We start from the raw sequence: 18,036 nt of genomic DNA, 5'->3' as shown, positions 1-18,036 counted from the left end.
ACCGTCCGGACGGTACAGCTCCCATGGGCACCAGTGAAGACATCATCGACGCCGCCATGGCCATTGTCCGCGAGGACGGAGTGGCCCGGCTGACCCTGGACGCCGCCGCCAAGCGGGCGGGGGTGAGCAAGGGCGGCGTGCTGTACCATTTCAAGAGCAAGGACGACCTGATCCGCGGCATGGTCCAGCGCCTGATCGACCAGTGCGACCAGTTGAACCGGTCCTATTACGAATGCGAACCCGAAGGCCCCTATCGCTGGGCCCGTACCCTGGTGAAAGCCTGTTTCGATCCCACCGGCCCGGCCAATGACCCGGTGGGGGGCGCCCTGCTGGCGGCCATCACCGTCAATCCGGTGCTGATGGAACCCATCCATGCCATGTATGCTCGCTGGCAGGACCGTCTGGCGGGCGACAGCCCCGATCCTACCCGGGCGGGCCTGATCTGCTGCGCCATGGACGGATTGTTCTTCCAGCGCCTGATGGGCATCCGGCTGGGAGACGAGGCGGCACAGGAGCGCCTGAAGCTCCACGCCCTGAATTTGCTCACCGACACCGAAGGAGGCCGCCCGTGAAGGCCAAGCGTATGATCATCATGCTGGTGGCCAGCGCCGTGATTTTCGGCGGCGTCTTCGGCTTCGTCAGCTTCAAGAACGCCATGATCAAGCAGTATTTCGCCACCATGCCCAAGCCGGTGGTGGCGGTGACCGTCGCCCCCGCCCGCCAGGAGACCTGGCGCGGCGCCATTCCGGCGGTGGGCAGCCTGCAGGCGGTCAACGGCGTCGACATCGCCGCCTCGGTTTCGGGCCTGGTCAAGGACATCGCCTTCCAGTCGGGCCAGGAGGTCAAGCGCGGTCATGTGCTGGTGCGGCTCGACACCGATGTGGAGATGGGCGACCTGCGCAGCGCCGAGGCCGAACTGGCCCTGGCGCGCACCAGCAACGACCGCAACACCGCCCTGCTGCGCTCCAATACCGTCAGCGTCGCCGCCCTGGAAAAGACCCAGGCCGAGTTGAAGGTGCGTCAGGCCAAGGTGGGCGGCCTGCAGGCCCAGATCGCCAAGAAGTCGGTCACCGCCCCCTTCGACGGCACCCTGGGCGTGCGCAAGATCGACCTGGGCCAATATGTCCAGCCCGGCCAGGTCATGGTCAATCTCCAGGACCTGTCGCTGATGCTGTGCGACTTCACCGTGTCGCAGAAGGATCTGGCGGCGGTGGTGCCGGGCCAGCCGGTGCGCATGAGCACCGACGCCTATCCCGGCCGCAGCTTCGACGGCACGGTGGCGGCGCTGGAGCCGCTGGTGGACGCCAGGACCGGCATGGTGACGGTCCAGGCCAAGTTCCCCAACGACGAGCGCATCCTGCGCCCCGGCATGTTCGCCAAGATCGAGATCGACAAGGCGGGTGCCGAGCAGGTGGTCACGGTGCCGGTCTCGGCGGTCTCCTACAACCTGCACGGCGACGCGGTGTTCGTGGTCCGCGACGGCGCCGACGGCGCCAAGACGGTGGAGCGCGCCGTAGTGCAGTTGGGCGAGCGCAAGGACGGCATGGTGGTCGTGCTGCAGGGCGTGAAGCCTGGGGAGCTGGTGGTGACCTCGGGCCAGGTCAAGCTGGAGAACGGCAGCCTGGTGCAGGTCGCGGCCGAGGACCCGCTGAAGCCCCCGGCCAAGACGGTGATGCAGTAGCCCCTTTCCCGTCATCACCGGGCTTGACCCGGTGATCCACCCGACGCGATCCGGCATGGATGCCCGGATCAAGTCCGGGCATGACGGCGAAAAATGGAATGGGCGGCCCCGCCGCCCGGGAGTATCGGGATATGTTCGACATCTTCATCAAGCGGCCGGTGATGGCCTCGGTGGTCAGCCTGCTGATCCTGTTCATCGGGCTGCGGGCGCTGTCCAGCCTGCCGGTGCGGCAGTATCCCGAGATGACCAATACGGTGATTACCATCACCACCACCTTTCCCGGCGCCGACGCCGACCTGATCCAGGGCTTCGTCACCCAGCCGCTGCAAAAGGCGGTGGCCACCGCCGAGGGCATCGACTACCTGACATCGAAGTCGTTGCAGGGCGCTTCCATCATCAAGGCCTATGTCCGGCTGAACGAGGACCCCGAGACCGCCATGACCGAGGTCATGAGCAAGGCGGGCGAGGTCCGCGCCGTGCTGCCCAAGGGCATCAACGACCCGGTCATCAAGAAGGAGACCGGCCAGAGCTTCGCCTCGGCCTATCTCGCCTTCTCGTCCGACCGGCTGAGCCAGCAGCAGATCACCGACTACGTCATGCGGGTGATCCAGCCCAAGCTGGCGGCCGTGCCCGGCGTCGCCAACCCGGAAGTGTTCGGCGGCCAGAAATTCTCCATGCGAGTCTGGCTCGACCCGGAAAAGCTGGCCCAGTACGGATTGGGCGCCGAGGACCTGCGCGCCGCCCTGATGTCCAACAACTTCACCTCGGCCTCGGGCTCCACCAAGGGGTCGTTCGACGTCATCAATACCCAGGCCGCCACCGACCTGAAATCGGTGGACGAGTTCCGCCAGTTGGTGATCAAGCATGACGGCACCCGGCTGGTGCGGCTCGGCGACGTGGCCGAGGTCAAGCTCGGCCCCGAGAACGATGATATGAGCGTGTTCGCCAGCGGCGACCGCGCCATCTTCGTCGGCATCTACACCACGCCGGAAGCCAATCCCCTGACGGTGATCCGCCAGGTGCGCGAGGAGGCCCTGCCCGCGCTGCAGGCCCAGCTTCCCCCCGGCCTGACCGCCAAGGTCGCCTATGACTCCACCTTGTTCATCGAGGCCGCCATCCACGAGGTGATCGTCACCATCCTGGAAGCGGCGGTCATCGTCATGGTGGTGATCTTCTTCTTCATGGGCTCGGTGCGCAGTGTCGCCATCCCGGTGGTGACGGTGCCGCTGTCGCTGGTGGGCGTCGCCACCTTGCTGCTGGCGCTGGGCTTTTCCATCAACCTGCTGACCCTGCTGGCCATGGTCCTGGCCATCGGCCTAGTGGTAGACGACGCCATCGTGGTGGTGGAAAACATCCACCGCCATATCGAGGAGGGCCATTCCCCTGTCCAGGCCGCCCTGCTGGGCACCCGCGAGATCGCCGGGCCGGTCATCGCCATGACCATCACCCTGGCCGCCGTCTATGCCCCCATCGCCTTCATGGGCGGCCTGACCGGGTCGCTGTTCAAGGAATTCGCCCTGACCCTGGCCGGGTCGGTGATCGTGTCGGGCATCATCGCCCTGACCCTGTCGCCCATGATGTGCTCGAAGATCCTTAACCACGACGACGACAGGAAGGGGCTGCCCGCCCTGATCGACCGCACCTTCGAGAGGGTGCGGAGCCGCTACGAGCGCTGGCTGGCCGCCTCGCTGACCGACCGCCCCACCACGGTGATCTTCGCCCTGATCGTCATGGGCAGCCTGCCCTTCCTGTTCCTGGCGGTGCCCACCGAACTGGCACCAGAAGAGGACCAGGGCGTGGTCTTCACCGCCTATACTGGCCCGGCCTCGGCCAATACCGACTTCATGGAGGCCTTCTCCCACCAGATCGACCACAAGCTGCGCGCCTTCCCCGAAACCCGCGACAGCTTCCTGATCAACGGCATGGGCGGCATCAACCAGGGTTTCGGCGGCACCGTGCTGACCGGCTGGGACGAACGCAAGCGCGCCGCCAAGGAGCTGACCGCCGCCTTCCAGCTGGCGCTGAACGAGGTGTCGGGGGTGAAGGCTTCGGTGTTCCCGCCGCCGCCGCTGCCCGGCGTCGATGGCCTGCCGGTGCAGTTCGTGGTCTCGTCGACCTCCGACTACCGGCAATTGCTGGACTTGCAGGGCGAAATCATCCGCCGCGCCCAGACCTCGGGCATGTTCGCCTTCATCGACGGCGACCTGAAATTCGAAAGCCCCCAGACAAGGGTGGTGATCGACCGCGACAAGGCCGCCGCCTACGGCGTCACCATGCAGCAGATCGGCGACGCCTTCGCCACCATGACCGGCGGCAATTACGTCAATCTGGTCAATCTGCAGGGCCGCTCCTATCAGGTCATTCCCCAGGTCAGCCGGGAATTCCGCCTGGAGCCCGCCCATCTCGGCCGCTTCCATGTGCGCGTCAGCGACGGCACCGCCATTCCGCTGTCGTCGCTGGTCAGCCTGGAGCCCGGGGTGCGTCCCGATTCCCTCAACCAGTTCAACCAGTTGAACTCGGTGACCATCTCGGCCTTCCCCATGCCGGGCGTCACCCTGGGCCAGGCGCTGGACCTGCTGGCGGGCATCGCCCGCGAAGTGCTGCCCCAGGGCGCCACCGTCGACCATGCCGGACAGTCGCGCCAATACGTCCAGGAAGGCAACGCCCTGGTGCTGACCTTCGTCTTCGCCCTGGTCATCATCTTCCTGGTGCTGGCGGCCCAGTTCGAGAGCTTCCGCGATCCGCTGGTGATCATGGTCTCGGTGCCGCTGTCCATCTGCGGCGCCCTGATCCCGCTGGCTCTCGGCGTCGCCAGCATGAATATCTATACCCAGGTGGGGCTGGTGACCCTGATCGGCCTGATCACCAAGCACGGCATCCTGATCTGCGAGGTGGCGCGCGAGCGCCAGGAGCAGGACGGCCTGAACCGCACCGAGGCGGTCAGGATCGCCGCCGGGCTGCGCTTGCGCCCCATCCTGATGACCACGGCGGCCATGGTCACCGGCCTGCTGCCGCTGCTGTTCGCCAGTGGCGCCGGGGCGGCATCGCGCTTTTCCATCGCGGTGGTGATCGTGGCGGGCATGACCATCGGCACGCTGTTCACCCTGTTCGTGCTGCCGGTGATCTACACCTTCATCGCCACCGAACGTCATCGGGTCGAGGAACAGGCGCCCCACCCACAACCGGCCACCGAGGCCGAAACCGCATGACTCCGGAGGAGTTGGCCGCCCGGGTGCTTTACCGCGACGGTGGGGTGCTGATCATCGACAAGCCCGCCGGGCTGATGGTCCATGCCGGGCCCAAGGGCGGCGACCATCTGGGCAATTACCTGGACGGTCTGCGCTTCGGCCTGAAGTCGTCGCCCGAACTGGCCCATCGCCTGGACAAGGAGACCTCGGGCTGCCTGGTGCTGGGCCGCACCCGCAAGGCGCTGGCCCAACTGGGCGATCTGTTCGCCAAGGGCCAGGTGGACAAGACCTATTGGGCGGTGGTGGTGGGCCGCCCGCGCGAGGCCGAGGGCGTCATCGACCTGTCGCTGAAGAAGCGCGAGCGCAGCCATGGCTGGCGCATGGAGGTGGACCGCTCCGGCCTGCCTTCCGTCACCCAGTGGAAACTGCTGGGCAGCGACGGACGGCTATCCTGGCTGGAATGCCAGCCGCTGACCGGCCGCACCCACCAGATTCGCGCCCATTGCGCCGCCATCGGCCATCCCCTGGTGGGCGATCCCATCTATGGACGCGGCACTGGCACCCTGGCGGGCGACCGCCTGCTGCTGCATTCGCGCGGCATTTCCCTTCCCGTTTATCCCGGCAAGCCTGCCGTGGCCGCCACCGCCCCGGTGCCCGAGCACATGCAAAGCTACCTCCTGGCCTGCGGCTGGGATGCTTTGGAGACTGTCTGAGGTTGGTGGAGCCGGCATTGCCTTTCGTCACCCTCGGGCTTGACCCGAGGGTCCATGGATGGCCGGGTCTAGCCCGGCCATGACGAGTGGAGAGAAAGCTTCCACCCAAGCCTGACAGACTCTAATTACGCAATCCGTTACCGAATTACGTAATTTCGCTTGACGCCGGACCCGTCCGGCGGTGAACTATGCTGACCGGTTCAAAACAAAATAGTCCGGGCAGGGTGGCGTTCATGAGCATCAAAGACATTCTGGTTCACGTCGATGGCGACGAGAGCACGCGGGCGGGTTTGGCGTTGGCTGTTTCCCAGGCCAAGCGATTCGGGGCACGCCTGACCGGGCTGTTCGCCCGGCGCGAGGTCCATAGCGCGGCCATGGTGGCGCACCGCCCCAGCGATACGCTGCTGGCCGAGGCGGCCAAGGCGCGCGACATCTTCGAGACGGCCGCCCAGGGCCTGGAAACCCGCTGGTGGCAGATCGAGCACGGCGCCGAGGACGAAATGGTCGCCGAGGTGGTGTTCTGCAGCCACTATGTGGACATGGTGGTGATGACCCAGCCAGTGCCGCATACCGGCCACGTCCCGGCCACCATGGTGGAGCAGTTGATCCTGGATTCCGGCCGCCCGATCCTGGTGGCCCCGGCCGTCGGCAAAGGCGAGCCCATCGGTGAGCGGGTGGTGATCGGCTGGCGCTCGGGCAAGCAGGCGTCACGCGCCCTGCACGATTCGCTGCCGCTGATCAGTGGCGCCAGGGAATTGCTGGTGGTCTACCGCCGCGATCTCGTGGCCCGCGACACTTCGACCCCGCCGGTCAACATCATCGACCACCTGATCGCCCACGGCCTGCCCGCCACCGGCGAAAGGGTGATGACCGAGGGGCTCGGCGTGATGGATACCCTGCTGTCGCGCGCCTATGACGTCAATGCCGACCTGCTGGTGATCGGCGGCCATATGGGCAAGATCCTGTCCTTCCGCGGCAAGGCCGGGGCCGGTACCCGCCACATCCTGGCCCATATGGGACTGCCGGTGCTGTTCTCCTGCTGAACGGAACACGGCTTCAACGGCAACGGCCGCCCCTCGGGGCGGCCGTTTTCGTTCCGGATCGTCACGGCATCACGCCTCGCGGATACCGTTCAGGAAGCGATCGACCTCGGCCCGCAGCGTGGCGGCCTGCTGCTGCAGCGCCTCCACCGCGTCCAGCACCTGCCGGGCGGCGCGGTCGGTTTCGTGGATGGTCTTGGACACACCGGTAATGTTCTCGTAGACGAAATTGGTCCCCGAGGCGGCGTTGTCGATATTGGCCGCGATTTCCTGGGTGGCCGAACCCTGCTTCTCGATGGCGGAAGCGATGGTGGTGGTGATGCCGTCCATGGACGAGATGGTGGTGCCGATGCCACGGATGGCGCGCACCGTCTTGTCGGTCTCGTCCTGGATGGTGTTGACCTGATTGGAAATCTGCTCGGTGGCGCCGACGGTCTGGCGGGCCAGATTCTTGACCTCGCTGGCCACCACGGCGAAGCCCTTGCCCGCCTCGCCCGCCCGGGCGGCCTCGACGGTGGCGTTGAGCGCCAGCAGATTGGTCTGTTCGGCGATGCCGGTGATCATCTCGATGATCTCACCGATCTTCTCGGCCGCCCCGGCCAGCCCCTGGACGCGGGTATTGACGGTGTTGGCCTCGCGGGTGGCGGTGGCGGCCACCTGATTGGACATGCCCACCTGCTGGGCGATCTCGTTGATGGACGAGGTCAGATCCTCGGCGGCGGCGGCCACCATGCGCACATTCTCGTTGGCCTCGGAGGCCTGGGCGGCGGCGGAATTGGCCCGTTCCAGCGCCTGATCGGCGGAGTCCACCATGCTGCGCGCCGTCAGCGTCATCTGCTGCGACGACGACGCCACCGAATCCAGCACGGCGGTGACGGTGCGATCAAAATTGGCGATCAGGTCTTCCAGGCGATGCATGCGCGCCTCGCGCGCCGCGGCGGCGGCGCGGGCCTCGTCCTCCATCTTGTGCTTGGCGATGGTATTGTCCTTGAACACCTGCACCGCCCGGGCGATGTCGCCGATCTCGTCCTGGCGCTCCAGCGCGGGAACCTCGATGGAGACGTCGCCCGCCGCCAGTTGGTTCATGCGCCCGGTCATGTCGTGGACCGGATCGGCGATGATGGCCTTGAGGCTCCAGCGCACCCCCAGCACAGCCAGGATGGTGGCCGCGATGCCGCCCAGGGTCAGCCAGGTCAGGATGCGTTTAAGCTTGGCCTCGGACTCCTCGGTGGACAGCGACGACGACAGAACGGCGATGACATCGCCGTCCTTCATCCCCATGGCACCGTGACAGGCGTGACAGACCTCGTCCTTGGCCCCTTCGGTGACGCCCAGCACGATGGGAAGGGAATAGCGGAAAAATCCGCTCTCAAAGCGGCTGACCGGCACCTTGGCGGCCATGGCCTCGCGGTCAATGTCGTCCATGGGCAGCTTGGGGGCTCGGTTAGGCTCGAGTTCCTTCATATAGGCAACCACCTGCGGCCCCCAGGCACTCCAGACCTTGCCGGGATAATGCACGTTGCGGCTGTCGAACCAGTTGTTGAAGACGGCAATGCCGATGTTGTCGCCATCCTCGGGCCGTTTGGCCATGACATTCTGGATCAGCGCATGCAGCGAGGTCATCTCATTGGCCGACAGTTGCAGCAACTGCCGTTCCATCTCGGACCGCTCGAAGCGGGCGATGGTGAGAACCACACTGGCGATAAGGGCGATGACGCCAAGACCGACGATGACCATGAAGCGGCTGGACAGCCGCATATTACGCCATACGTGCGACACGAACACTCCACCCGCTAGGCGACGGCCCCTGACCAGTCGCGGCGCCCAATGACTCTCCCCATCGGCAGACTATTACGAACGGATAAAAAAGAAAATACCGTCCATCATTGCCGGGCAAGGAAATCCCTTGGGTGCCGCGCTTTTTAATTCGTCAGGATCGCACCAGGGAATCGTAATCACTGATCAATTGGCGGGTTATTTCGCCCGGGGTGAAGGAATAGGCGCCAATCTCGCGCACCGGCGTCACCTCGGCGGCGGTGCCGGTCAGGAAGCACTCGCTGGCCTTGCCCATCTCCTCGGGGAGAATCGCCCGTTCCACCACCGTAATACCACGCTTCTTGGCCAGATCGATCACGGTCTGCCGGGTGATGCCGTTGAGAAAACAGTCAGGAGTCGGCGTATGCAGCTCGTTGCCGAATACGAAGAAGATATTGGCGCCGGTTGCCTCGGCGACTTGGCCGCGCCAATCGAGCATTAGGGAGTCCTCATACCCATCCGCCTCGGCCTTGTGCTTGTTCATGGTGGCGATCATGTACAGACCGGCCGCCTTGGACTGGGTGGGAGCGGTTTCGGGATGGGGACGCTTCCAGGCCGCCATGTTGAGACGAATGCCGCGCATGCGGGCCTCCGGGCTCCAATAGCTGGGCCAGGTCCAGGTAGCGACGGCGACGCGGATGCGCGACGACTGGGCGGCGACGCCCATCATCTCGGAGCCGCGCCAGGCCACCGGACGGACATAGCCGTCGACGATATTGTTGGCCTTGACGGTGGCCAGGGTGGCCTCGTCGATCTCCTCGACGGTGAAGGGCACCTCGAAGCCGAGGATGCGGCCCGAATCGATCAGGCGCTGCGAATGCTCGCGCAGCTTGAACACCTTGCCGTTATAGACGCGCTCACCCTCGAATACGCACGAACCGTAATGCAGGCCATGGGTCAGCACATGGATGCCGGCCGAGCGCCATTCAACCAGCTTGCCGTCGAACCAGATGAAGCCGTCACGGTCGTCGAAGGGGAGAACTGCCATGGGAGTATCCGTCCTGAGAAGATAGGGGCCCCGGCGGGGCGGCGAAGAGGAAAGCGCGACTGAAAATTACCGTTCGCACTTGCAAGACGTAACATTTTAAGGTCATATATGTCAACATGACTGACGTAAAAACCGGATTCAATCCCCTCTTCCTCCGTGAGGAGGAACTCCGCCAGGGCATCGAACTGCTGTTCTTCGCCTATCGCGACTTCACGGCCGAACCGGATGCCATCCTGGCCGATTACGGATTCGGTCGCGCCCATCACCGGGTGATCTATTTCGTCGGGCGCCACCCGGGCATCACCGTCAGCGACCTGCTGGAAATCCTGCGGATCACCAAGCAAAGCCTGTCGCGGGTGCTCGGCCAGTTGGTGATGGAAAAGTTCATCACCCAGCGCCCGGGCCTGCGCGACCGCCGCCAGCGCCTGCTGGAGCTCACGGAAAAAGGCATCGAGTTGGAGCGCCAATTGACCGAGCGCCAGCGCGCCCGCATCGCCCGGGCCTATCGCGAGGCCGGGGCCGAGGCGGTGGACGGCTTTCGCAAGGTGCTGCTGGGACTGGTGGAAGAAGCCGACCGCGCCCGTTTCCCGTCGCGTTCGCCCCATCGTCGCGGGGGATGACGACGGTGGACGACGCCCATATCCTGGTGGTGGACGACGATCGCAGGCTGCGCGAGCTGCTGCGCAAATACCTGGCCGATAACGGCTATCTGGTGGCCACCGCCGCCGATGCCGCCGAGGCGCGATCACGCATGGCGGGGCTGTCTTTCGATCTGATCGTGCTGGACGTGATGATGCCGGGCGAGGACGGCATGGCGCTGACCCGATCCTTGCGGGCCGAGGGCAACCGGGTGCCCATCCTGCTGCTGACCGCCCGGGGCGAGGTGGACGACCGCATCACCGGCCTGGAGGCCGGGGCCGACGACTATCTGTCCAAACCGTTCGAACCGCGCGAGTTGCTGCTGCGCCTGGGCTCGATCCTGCGCCGAGCCCCGCGGGACGAGCCGAAGCCGAAGCGCGAGATGGGGCTGGGAGCCTTCACCTGGGACCTGGAACGCGCCGAATTGCGCCTGGGCGAGACACCGGTCCACCTGACCCAGGCCGAGCGCGACCTGTTGGCGGTGCTGGCCGAGGTGGCGGGCCAGGGCGTCTCGCGCGATGATCTGGCGGCCCGCACCGGCAATTCGGCCAATCCCCGCACCGTGGATGTGCAGGTCACCCGCCTGCGCAAGAAGATCGAGGACGATCCCAAGCTGCCGCGCTATCTTCAGACCGTGCGTGGCATCGGCTACATGCTGCGGCCGGATTGACAGGGAATTTTGCCCCCTCCCTCCCGCTTCGCGGGTCCCTCCCTCCCCCGGCTTGGCCGGGGGAGGGTTGGGGTGGGGGCACGGGGCACGAGGGAACCGAGCCATCATGATCTCGCCCAGCCAGTGGTTGAAGCGGCTGCTGCCCCAGGGACTGCTGGGCCGGTCGCTGCTGATCATCATCATGCCGCTGGTGATGCTGCAGATGGTGTCCATCTATGTGTTCTACGGCGCCCATTGGGAGACCGTGGCCAAGCGGCTGGCCAAGGGACTGGCCGGGGATATCGGCGCCGTGATCGAGGCCACCCGCGCCTTCCCCGACCCCGAGGCCCAGGCCGTGACCCTGGCCATCGCGGCGGCCAAGATGGAACTGGACATCCGGTTCGTGCCGGGCGGCATCCTGCCCAACGAACCGCCACCGCCGCCGTCCAGCTTCCTGGAGCGGGCCATGGCCGAGGCCATGGATGAGCGGGTCCAGCGCCCCTATCGCCTGGATGCCGACGCCTTCGAGCGCGAGGTGGTGATCAAGGTCCAGCTTTCCGACGGACTTCTGGAAATCTACGCCCCCAAGAAACGGCTGTTCAGTTCCACCACCACCGTCTTCATCCTGTGGATGCTGGGCACCGCCATGCTGCTGTTCGGCGTCGCCACCGTGTTCATGCGCAACCAGGTCCGCAGCGTGCGCAAGCTGGCGGTGGCCGCCGACCGCTTCGGCAAGGGCCTGGACGTGGCCAATTTCAAGCCCGAGGGCGCCACCGAGGTGCGCCAGGCCGCCCAGGCCTTCAATATCATGAAGGGCCGCATCCAGCGTCAGATCCAGCAGCGCACCGAGATGCTGGCCGGCGTTTCCCATGATCTGCGCACGCCGCTGACCCGGATGAAATTGCAGTTGGCCATGATGGGTGATGCCGAGGGCCGCGCAGATCTGGAAGAAGACGTGGCCGAGATGGAACGCATGGTCGAGGGCTATCTCGCCTTCGCCCGGGGCGAGGGCAGTGAAAAACCCATACCGGCCTCGCTGCCCGATCTGGTGGACGAGGTGGTGGGCCGCTTCCGCCGCCAGGGATCCACCATCGACCTGCACAGCGAGGGCAAGCTGGTGCTGGCGCTGCGCCCCGACGCCCTGTCCCGGGCGCTGGGCAATTTGATCGGCAACGCCATCCGCTATGGCGGCCATGTCTGGGTGCGGGTGGGACAGCGGACCGACGCGGCCGAGGTGCTGATCGACGACGACGGTCCCGGCATCCCCGAGGCCAGCCGGGAAGAAGTGTTCAAGCCCTTCACCCGGCTGGAGGAATCCCGCAACACCGGCACCGGTGGCGTCGGCCTCGGCCTGACCATCGCCCGCGATATCGTGCGGACCCATGGTGGCGACGTGCTGCTGGAGGATTCTCCGCTGGGAGGCCTGAGAGTGCGGGTGCGGCTGCCGCTTTGAGATGATACCATCCGGCCAAGAAAACGGTCAGGCGGGAGACGGCGGATGAAGACGGTTCTGGTGGGCAATATCAAGGGCGGCTGTGGCAAGACCACCCTGGCCACCCATATCGCCGGCGCCTTCGCCGCCCAGGGACATGCCACCGCCATCGGTGATTGCGACCGCCAACGCTCCAGCCTCAACTGGCTTCGCCGCCGCCCGGAATCCCTGCCCTCCATCACCGGTCTCGACTGGTCCAAGGATGTGGGCTCGCCGCCCAAGGGGCTTGACCGGCTGGTGATCGACGCTCCTGCCGCCATGCATCACAAGGATGTGGAAGACCTGATCGACATCAGCGAAATCGTGGTGGTGCCGGTGCTGCCCGGCGCCTTCGACGAGGACGCCACCGCCCATTTCCTGGAACGGCTCGCCAAGGTCAAGGCCGTGCGCAAGAACAAGCGGATCGTCGCCGTGGTCGGCAACCGCCTGCGGCCCGGCACCCGTGCCAGCGATCATCTGGATGGATTTTTTGGCGGGCTTGGGTTTCCGGTGGTGGCTCGCCTGCGCGACAGCCAGATCTATCCCACGGTCGCTGCCCAGGGGGCCACCGTGCTGGAAGGAACCGACCGCCGGGCGCGGTCCTACGCCGTCGAATGGGAACCACTGCTGGAGTTGCTGGAGCGATGACGGCGCCCCCCTTTCGGCAAGGCGGCTCCAGGACCATCCGCAAGCGCCTGACGCTGCTGGCGGCGGCATTTTTGATCCTGCTGGATTGCGGCACCGCCACCTGGGTGGTCACCGAACGCAACGAGGCCATTACCATCGCCACCGGCTCAACGGTCAATACCGCCCGCCTGTTGTCCTCGGTGATCGAGGCCGAATTGGGGGCCATCGACAAGATCCTGGTGGGGACGGCGGAAGTACTGACCTTCCATCCGGAACCTGATCGCTGGGCCAATCCGGCCATCCTCGACTTCCTCCGCCGTCAGGCCAGATTGGTCCCGGGAGCACGGGCCATCCTGGTGACCGGCCCAAACGGCATGACCCGCTATGCCACCAATCTGACCGACCCGTTCCAGGCGGTGGATCTGTCCGACCGGCCTTACCATGCCGCGCATATGCGGCCAGGACCTTCGCGCCCCTATCTGGGCCAACCCTCCGTCAGCCGCAATGACAGCGCCTGGATCATCGCCATCAGCCGCCCCCTGACCAATCACGATGGCAGCTTCGGCGGCGTGGTGGCCGCGACCATCGATCTGCGGCAATTGGCCATCGCGCTCGCCATCGCCACCCCCAATCCCGGCGATACCGCCGTTCTGGTGGACGAGGAAGGGAGCATCATCGCCCGCGTCCCCGATCATCACCTGTTCGTTGGACGCTCCATCGCCGATATGCCGGCATTCCAGGACAGTCGCGACAAGCCGGTCTTCAGTGGGCAGGTCACCTCGCCACTGGACAATCGAGAGCGGTTATTCGGCAGCGCCAAGGGGCAGCAGTTCCCCATGATCGCGGTGGTATCCCGCGATATGGCCACGGTGCTGCGGGATTGGCAGACCCAAAGCCTCACCCTGGTGGCCGTCACCGTGCTGATCAATCTTGTGGGGGCGCTATTGGTGGCCGGGTTGCTGCGCCAACTAACACGAGTGGAGCGCACCCTGGCCGACCTGGCGGAGGCCCAGGCGGTGGCAGATACCGCCAATCAGGCCAAATCGGCTTTTCTCGCCAATATGAGCCATGAATTCCGCACCCCGCTCAACGCCATCCTGGGATTTTCCGACGCTCTGCTCGGCGGCATCCCCGGCCATGCCTGCCTCCCGCGCTGCACCGATTACCTCGGCCATATCCAAAGCTCTGGCCGACATCTGCTGGCACTGGTCAACGATATTCTGGATCTGTCCAAGATCGAGGTCGGCAAAGCCGAACTGGAGCGTGAGGACATGTCCCTGGGAGAGACCGTCCAGGACTGCATCTGGCTGCTGCGCCCCAAGATCGAGGAGAACCAGATCTCCGTGATCCATCACGGATTGGATCAGCCCCGAACCATCTCGGCCGATCCCCGGAGAATCCGCCAGATCGTCTTGAACCTTCTGTCCAACGCGGTGAAATTCACCCCGCTCGGCGGCAGCGTGACACTGACCCTGTCGTTCTTCCCCGAGAGGGCCTCGCTGTCGGTCAGCGACACCGGCATCGGCATGACCACGGACGAAATCGTCGTCGCCATGACCCCGTTCGGCCAGAACATCTCCGACATTGCCCGCGCCGAGGCGGGAACCGGCCTGGGCCTGCCGCTGTCCCGCCGACTGGCGGAAATGCATGGCGGCAGCCTGATACTGACCAGCGTCAAGGGTCAGGGCACCACCGCGACCCTGGACCTGCCGCTGGTGTCAGGGAACTGATCAGACCGCGAGGCGGTTCGCGCTGGCGTCCGGAGGCAAGGCCTGGCCATAGGCTTCGCGGCGACCGATATGGTCGATCCAGCCACGCCCCAGCGACAGCAGCGTCGAGCGGTCGATCACCGGCAACTCGCCGGAATGCCAGTCGCGCAGCAGCCGCTCCACCCGCGCCTGATAGGCCATGTGAGTCCGGACCGGACCATCGGCGGATGCGTCGCGGGCGAAGTGGCGCGACACCGCCCTGACCAGGGCTTCCAACGCCTTTTCCACCACCACCCGCGGCGCGGCGACGGCGAACACCACGTCCAGCTCGTTAAGAAGATTCAGCACCAGCCGGTGCTCGGCATCGATGCCGGCATCACCCACCGACAAGCGATTATCCCAAATGGCGATCATGCCAACCCACTCCCTGCCTTCCACGCTTCGCAATTTGCATTGCGGCGCAAAAAAAGGGCAGACGAGCAAAGGGATACCTACAAGAGAATTAGGGCTACCACCCTAGCCCCCCTCCTCGGCGATCAGCCACTCGACGGTTCCCCTGCCGCTTTGGGGGGCCAGCAGCCCGGCCAGCCAGGGCAGCATCTCGGCCAGAGACTCCTCCAGCCGCCAGGGGGGATTGATGATCACCAGGCCGCTGCCATTCAGCCGGAAAGGGTCGTCGTCGGAGCGCAGCAACAGTTCCGCCGCCAGCGTCTTGGCACCGCCCTCGTCGCGGACGGCCTGATGGAAGCGCCGCACCGTCTCGCGGCCCTTGATGGGATACCACGCCACCACGATCCCGGTGGGCCACAGGCGACGGATTCGCCGCAGCGTGACGCGCAGACGCTCCAACTCATCCTTGACCTCGAAGGGCGGGTCGATCAGCACGAGGCCCCGGCGCTCGTGGGGCGGCAGCAGCCCCTTGGCCGCCATGTGGCCATCCATGTGGTGAACCCCGACCCGGCGATCGGCGGCGAAACGCCGCCGCAGCATGTCGGCGTCCTCGGGATGCAATTCCACCAGGGCCAGACGATCGTCGTCGCGCATCATCTGGCGCACCACCTCCGGAGAGCCGGGATACCAGCGCAGGGTCCCATCGGGATTGAAGGCACGGACCATGCGGAGATAGGAATCGAGCGAGGGCGGCGCGCTGGGCTGGGCCAGCACCGGGGCGATGCCGCCCAGGAATTCACCCGTCTTTTCCGCCGCCACCGAGGCCAGGTCATAGGCGCCGATTCCGGCATGGGTATCCAGGACGAAGAACGGCTTGTCCTTGCGGCACAGCGACTCGACCACCAGGGCGATGGCGGCATGCTTCATCACATCGGCGAAATTTCCGGCATGGTAGGCGTGGCGGTAGTTCATGCGTCCTCGTCCGTGGCTGCCCGCACCTTAGTGAGTAGGCGGCGGGATGGCAACGCCACCAGTTTTCCCCAGGGTTGCCCTCCATGTATAGACATTCTATCTGGATGATTTTTTAAGAAGTCTAATTTGCGTGACATCCCAGCGGACACATTAAGACGAAATTCTTTGTATTTCCGTCAAAGGTTGACATTTTTTGACCTTGGCAATTTTCATCGCTCATTAATATGTTTTCGCGTACCATCGAATTTGTATTAGCACTATCCTTTCGGGTAGCCACCCATTTGCTATCCTCTCTGTGGGGAGAGACATGAAGACATCGGGCATATACCTTAGCGGCGTGGAGCGGACATTCGGTTCCGACGAAATCATTGTCAGCAAGACCGACACCAAGGGCCGGATCATCTATGCCAATGAGGTGTTTCTGCGTTTGGCCGGGTATTCCGAAGCGGAAATCCTGAACCAGCCGCACAGCATCATCCGCCACCCCGACATGCCGCGTTGCGTCTTCAAGCTGCTGTGGGACACCATCTCGGCGGGCAAGGAAATCTTCGCCTATGTGAAGAACCGATCCAAGAACGGTGACCACTACTGGGTCCTGGCCCACGTCACACCCACCTTCGACAAGAACGGCTCCATCGTCAGCTACCACTCCAACCGCCGCTCTCCCCGGCCCGAGGCCGTCGCCAAGGCCGAGGGCCTTTACAAGCAACTGCTGGCCATCGAGCAGGGCAACCCCGACCGCAAGGCAGGGATGGACGCGGCCTTCCAGGCCGTTGTCGCAACATTGCAGACCGCCGGAGTGCCTTACGATGAATTCGTCTTCTCTCTCTAAGGCCCTGATCGCCTGCCTGGTCGCCGCCGGTCTGTGCCTGATCGGCGCGGTGATCACCCTGACCCGTGGCGCAGCCCTGGACGCCGCCGCCATTGCCACCGCCGCCGTCAGCGCCCTGGTGGCGCTCTATTGCATCCATCAGGCCCGCACCGCCGTGCACCGGGCCTGCACCGTGCTGGGCGAGGCCGCCTCGGGGCGGCTGGACGCCCGCATCGTCGGCATCACCGAGGCCGGGGTGCTGGGGCAGTTGGAGCACACCATCAACCGCCTGCTCGACCTGACCGAGGTCTTCACCAAGGAGGCCGACGCCGCCATGGCCCTGACCTCCGAGGGCCGCTACTTCCGTCACATCCTGACCGATGGCCTGGTGGGTGAGTTCGCCGACCATGCCCGCCTGATCAACCGCGCCCTGACCGAGATGGAAAACCGCGCCAAGGCCTTCACCAGCGAGGCCACCGGCGTCGGCGAGACCATCAAGCACGTCACCGGCGTGGTCGCCGCCACCGCCACCGAGCTGGAAGCCACGGCGCGGCAAATGTCGGAGATCGCCAACCAGACCAGCGACACCTCGACCCGGGTGGCCGACGCCGCCAATGACGCCTCCACCCATGTGGAGACCGTGGCCGCCGCCGCCGAGCAGGTGGCGGCGGGCATCCGCGAGGTGGCCGAGCGCATCCAGTATTCCGCCACCATGGCCCAGGAAACCGTGCGGGTGGCCACCGAGACCGACGTGGCCATCAACGGCCTCAATCAGGCTGCCCAGAAGATCGGCGAGGTGGTCAACCTGATCACCGAGATCGCCAGCCAGACCAATCTTCTCGCGCTCAACGCCACCATCGAGGCGGCCCGCGCCGGCGAGGCGGGCAAGGGCTTCGCCGTGGTCGCCAACGAGGTCAAGCATCTGGCCAACCAGACGGCGCGCGCCACCGACGAGATTTCCAGCCAGATCGAATCCATGCGCAGCGCCACCCACCACGCGGTGGACGCGGTGCGCAACATCGCGGGCAAGATCAGGGACATCAACGACAACGCCACCGGCATCGCGGCGGCCACCGAGCAGCAAAGCGCCGCCGTGGCCGATATGAGCCGCTCCATCCGCAATGTGGCCGCCGATGTCCAGACCGTGGCCGACACTATCGGCGATGTGGCCTCCACCGCCGGAACCGCCACCGATGCCGCCGGTCAGGTGCTGATCGCGGCGGGCGACCTGGCCGCCCGCACCGTTGCCATGAACGACGATATCGACGCCTTCGTCTCGCGGGTCTGCTCGGGCATCAAGAAGGGATAAGGGAATGCGGGCGAGAGGGGCAGCGCTCCGGCGC

At 65.5% G+C, this 18,036-nt stretch carries 16 protein-coding genes; 12 read left to right on the top strand and 4 right to left on the bottom strand.

The genetic code is table 11. The annotated features are described in order from the left end of the window. The first annotated feature begins 23 nt into the window (after window positions 1-23). The 5 genes from A6A04_RS16580 to A6A04_RS16560 all read left to right on the top strand — a co-directional run bounded on the left by A6A04_RS16580 (window position 24) and on the right by A6A04_RS16560 (window position 6,625). On the top strand, window positions 24-572 hold the full coding sequence (locus A6A04_RS16580; RefSeq protein ID WP_068494860.1) for a TetR/AcrR family transcriptional regulator: 549 nt from the start codon (window positions 24-26) through the stop codon (window positions 570-572). Beyond that, window positions 569-1,681 carry an efflux RND transporter periplasmic adaptor subunit gene (locus A6A04_RS16575; protein WP_216636122.1) on the top strand — a complete coding sequence of 371 codons (1,113 nt, stop codon included), beginning with the start codon at window positions 569-571 and terminating at the stop codon, window positions 1,679-1,681. The genes A6A04_RS16580 and A6A04_RS16575 overlap by 4 nt, the downstream gene beginning before the upstream one ends. A 131-nt stretch (window positions 1,682-1,812) precedes the next feature. Continuing rightward, window positions 1,813-4,890 (top strand): efflux RND transporter permease subunit, encoded by a 3,078-nt coding sequence (locus tag A6A04_RS16570; RefSeq protein ID WP_068495082.1) that lies wholly within the window; start codon window positions 1,813-1,815, stop codon window positions 4,888-4,890. Beyond that, window positions 4,887-5,582 (top strand): RluA family pseudouridine synthase, encoded by a 696-nt coding sequence (locus tag A6A04_RS16565; protein ID WP_068494858.1) that lies wholly within the window; start codon window positions 4,887-4,889, stop codon window positions 5,580-5,582. Before A6A04_RS16570 ends, A6A04_RS16565 begins: the two co-directional genes overlap by 4 nt. A gap of 233 nt (window positions 5,583-5,815) precedes the next feature. Next, window positions 5,816-6,625, top strand: coding sequence for a universal stress protein (locus A6A04_RS16560; protein ID WP_082914994.1), 810 nt, complete (start codon window positions 5,816-5,818; stop codon window positions 6,623-6,625). 69 nt (window positions 6,626-6,694) lie between these two features. Here A6A04_RS16560 and A6A04_RS16555 read toward each other — a convergent pair whose 3' ends face one another. Together A6A04_RS16555 and A6A04_RS16550 are read right to left on the bottom strand one after the other, a co-directional pair. Continuing rightward, a complete protein-coding gene (locus A6A04_RS16555) occupies window positions 6,695-8,401 on the bottom strand; it encodes a methyl-accepting chemotaxis protein (RefSeq protein WP_245651256.1) in 1,707 nt (568 codons plus the stop codon). A gap of 151 nt (window positions 8,402-8,552) precedes the next feature. After that, entirely contained in the window at window positions 8,553-9,425 is an 873-nt protein-coding gene (locus tag A6A04_RS16550; protein WP_068494854.1) for a branched-chain amino acid aminotransferase, read from the bottom strand. 116 nt (window positions 9,426-9,541) lie between these two features. Between A6A04_RS16550 and A6A04_RS16545 the strand changes: the two genes are divergently transcribed. From A6A04_RS16545 to A6A04_RS16525, 5 genes are all read left to right on the top strand, one after another. Then, window positions 9,542-10,045 carry a MarR family winged helix-turn-helix transcriptional regulator gene (locus A6A04_RS16545; RefSeq protein WP_068494852.1) on the top strand — a complete coding sequence of 168 codons (504 nt, stop codon included), beginning with the start codon at window positions 9,542-9,544 and terminating at the stop codon, window positions 10,043-10,045. A gap of 5 nt (window positions 10,046-10,050) precedes the next feature. Next, entirely contained in the window at window positions 10,051-10,734 is a 684-nt protein-coding gene (locus A6A04_RS16540; RefSeq protein WP_068494851.1) for a response regulator, read from the top strand. A gap of 106 nt (window positions 10,735-10,840) precedes the next feature. Then, on the top strand, window positions 10,841-12,166 hold the full coding sequence (locus A6A04_RS16535) for an ATP-binding protein (RefSeq protein WP_068494849.1): 1,326 nt from the start codon (window positions 10,841-10,843) through the stop codon (window positions 12,164-12,166). A 45-nt stretch (window positions 12,167-12,211) separates the two neighbouring features. Next, window positions 12,212-12,832 carry a ParA family protein gene (locus A6A04_RS16530; protein WP_068494847.1) on the top strand — a complete coding sequence of 207 codons (621 nt, stop codon included), beginning with the start codon at window positions 12,212-12,214 and terminating at the stop codon, window positions 12,830-12,832. Next, complete coding sequence (locus A6A04_RS16525; protein ID WP_068494845.1) at window positions 12,829-14,541, top strand: sensor histidine kinase; 1,713 nt, start codon at window positions 12,829-12,831, stop codon at window positions 14,539-14,541. The genes A6A04_RS16530 and A6A04_RS16525 overlap by 4 nt, the downstream gene beginning before the upstream one ends. Here A6A04_RS16525 and A6A04_RS16520 read toward each other — a convergent pair whose 3' ends face one another. Together A6A04_RS16520 and A6A04_RS16515 are read right to left on the bottom strand one after the other, a co-directional pair. After that, window positions 14,542-14,934 (bottom strand): hemerythrin domain-containing protein, encoded by a 393-nt coding sequence (locus tag A6A04_RS16520; RefSeq protein ID WP_068494843.1) that lies wholly within the window; start codon window positions 14,932-14,934, stop codon window positions 14,542-14,544. 102 nt (window positions 14,935-15,036) lie between these two features. Beyond that, a complete protein-coding gene (locus A6A04_RS16515) occupies window positions 15,037-15,882 on the bottom strand; it encodes a 23S rRNA (adenine(2030)-N(6))-methyltransferase RlmJ (protein WP_068494841.1) in 846 nt (281 codons plus the stop codon). A gap of 307 nt (window positions 15,883-16,189) precedes the next feature. On the opposite strand from A6A04_RS16515, the gene A6A04_RS16510 reads away from it, so the two are divergent. Both A6A04_RS16510 and A6A04_RS16505 read left to right on the top strand, forming a co-directional pair. Further along, the gene (locus A6A04_RS16510; RefSeq protein ID WP_068494839.1) at window positions 16,190-16,714 is read left to right on the top strand and encodes a PAS domain-containing protein; all 525 of its coding nucleotides are present in this window, start codon (window positions 16,190-16,192) and stop codon (window positions 16,712-16,714) included. After that, complete coding sequence (locus A6A04_RS16505; protein WP_068494837.1) at window positions 16,692-18,002, top strand: methyl-accepting chemotaxis protein; 1,311 nt, start codon at window positions 16,692-16,694, stop codon at window positions 18,000-18,002. The genes A6A04_RS16510 and A6A04_RS16505 overlap by 23 nt, the downstream gene beginning before the upstream one ends. Window positions 18,003-18,036: the final 34 nt, after the last annotated feature.

The sequence above is a fragment of the Paramagnetospirillum marisnigri genome, assembly GCF_001650715.1.
Classification (GTDB): Bacteria; Pseudomonadota; Alphaproteobacteria; order Rhodospirillales; family Magnetospirillaceae; genus Phaeospirillum; species Phaeospirillum marisnigri.
Note: the sequence above shows the minus strand (reverse complement) of the source record. Positions and strands in the feature narration are given on the sequence as shown.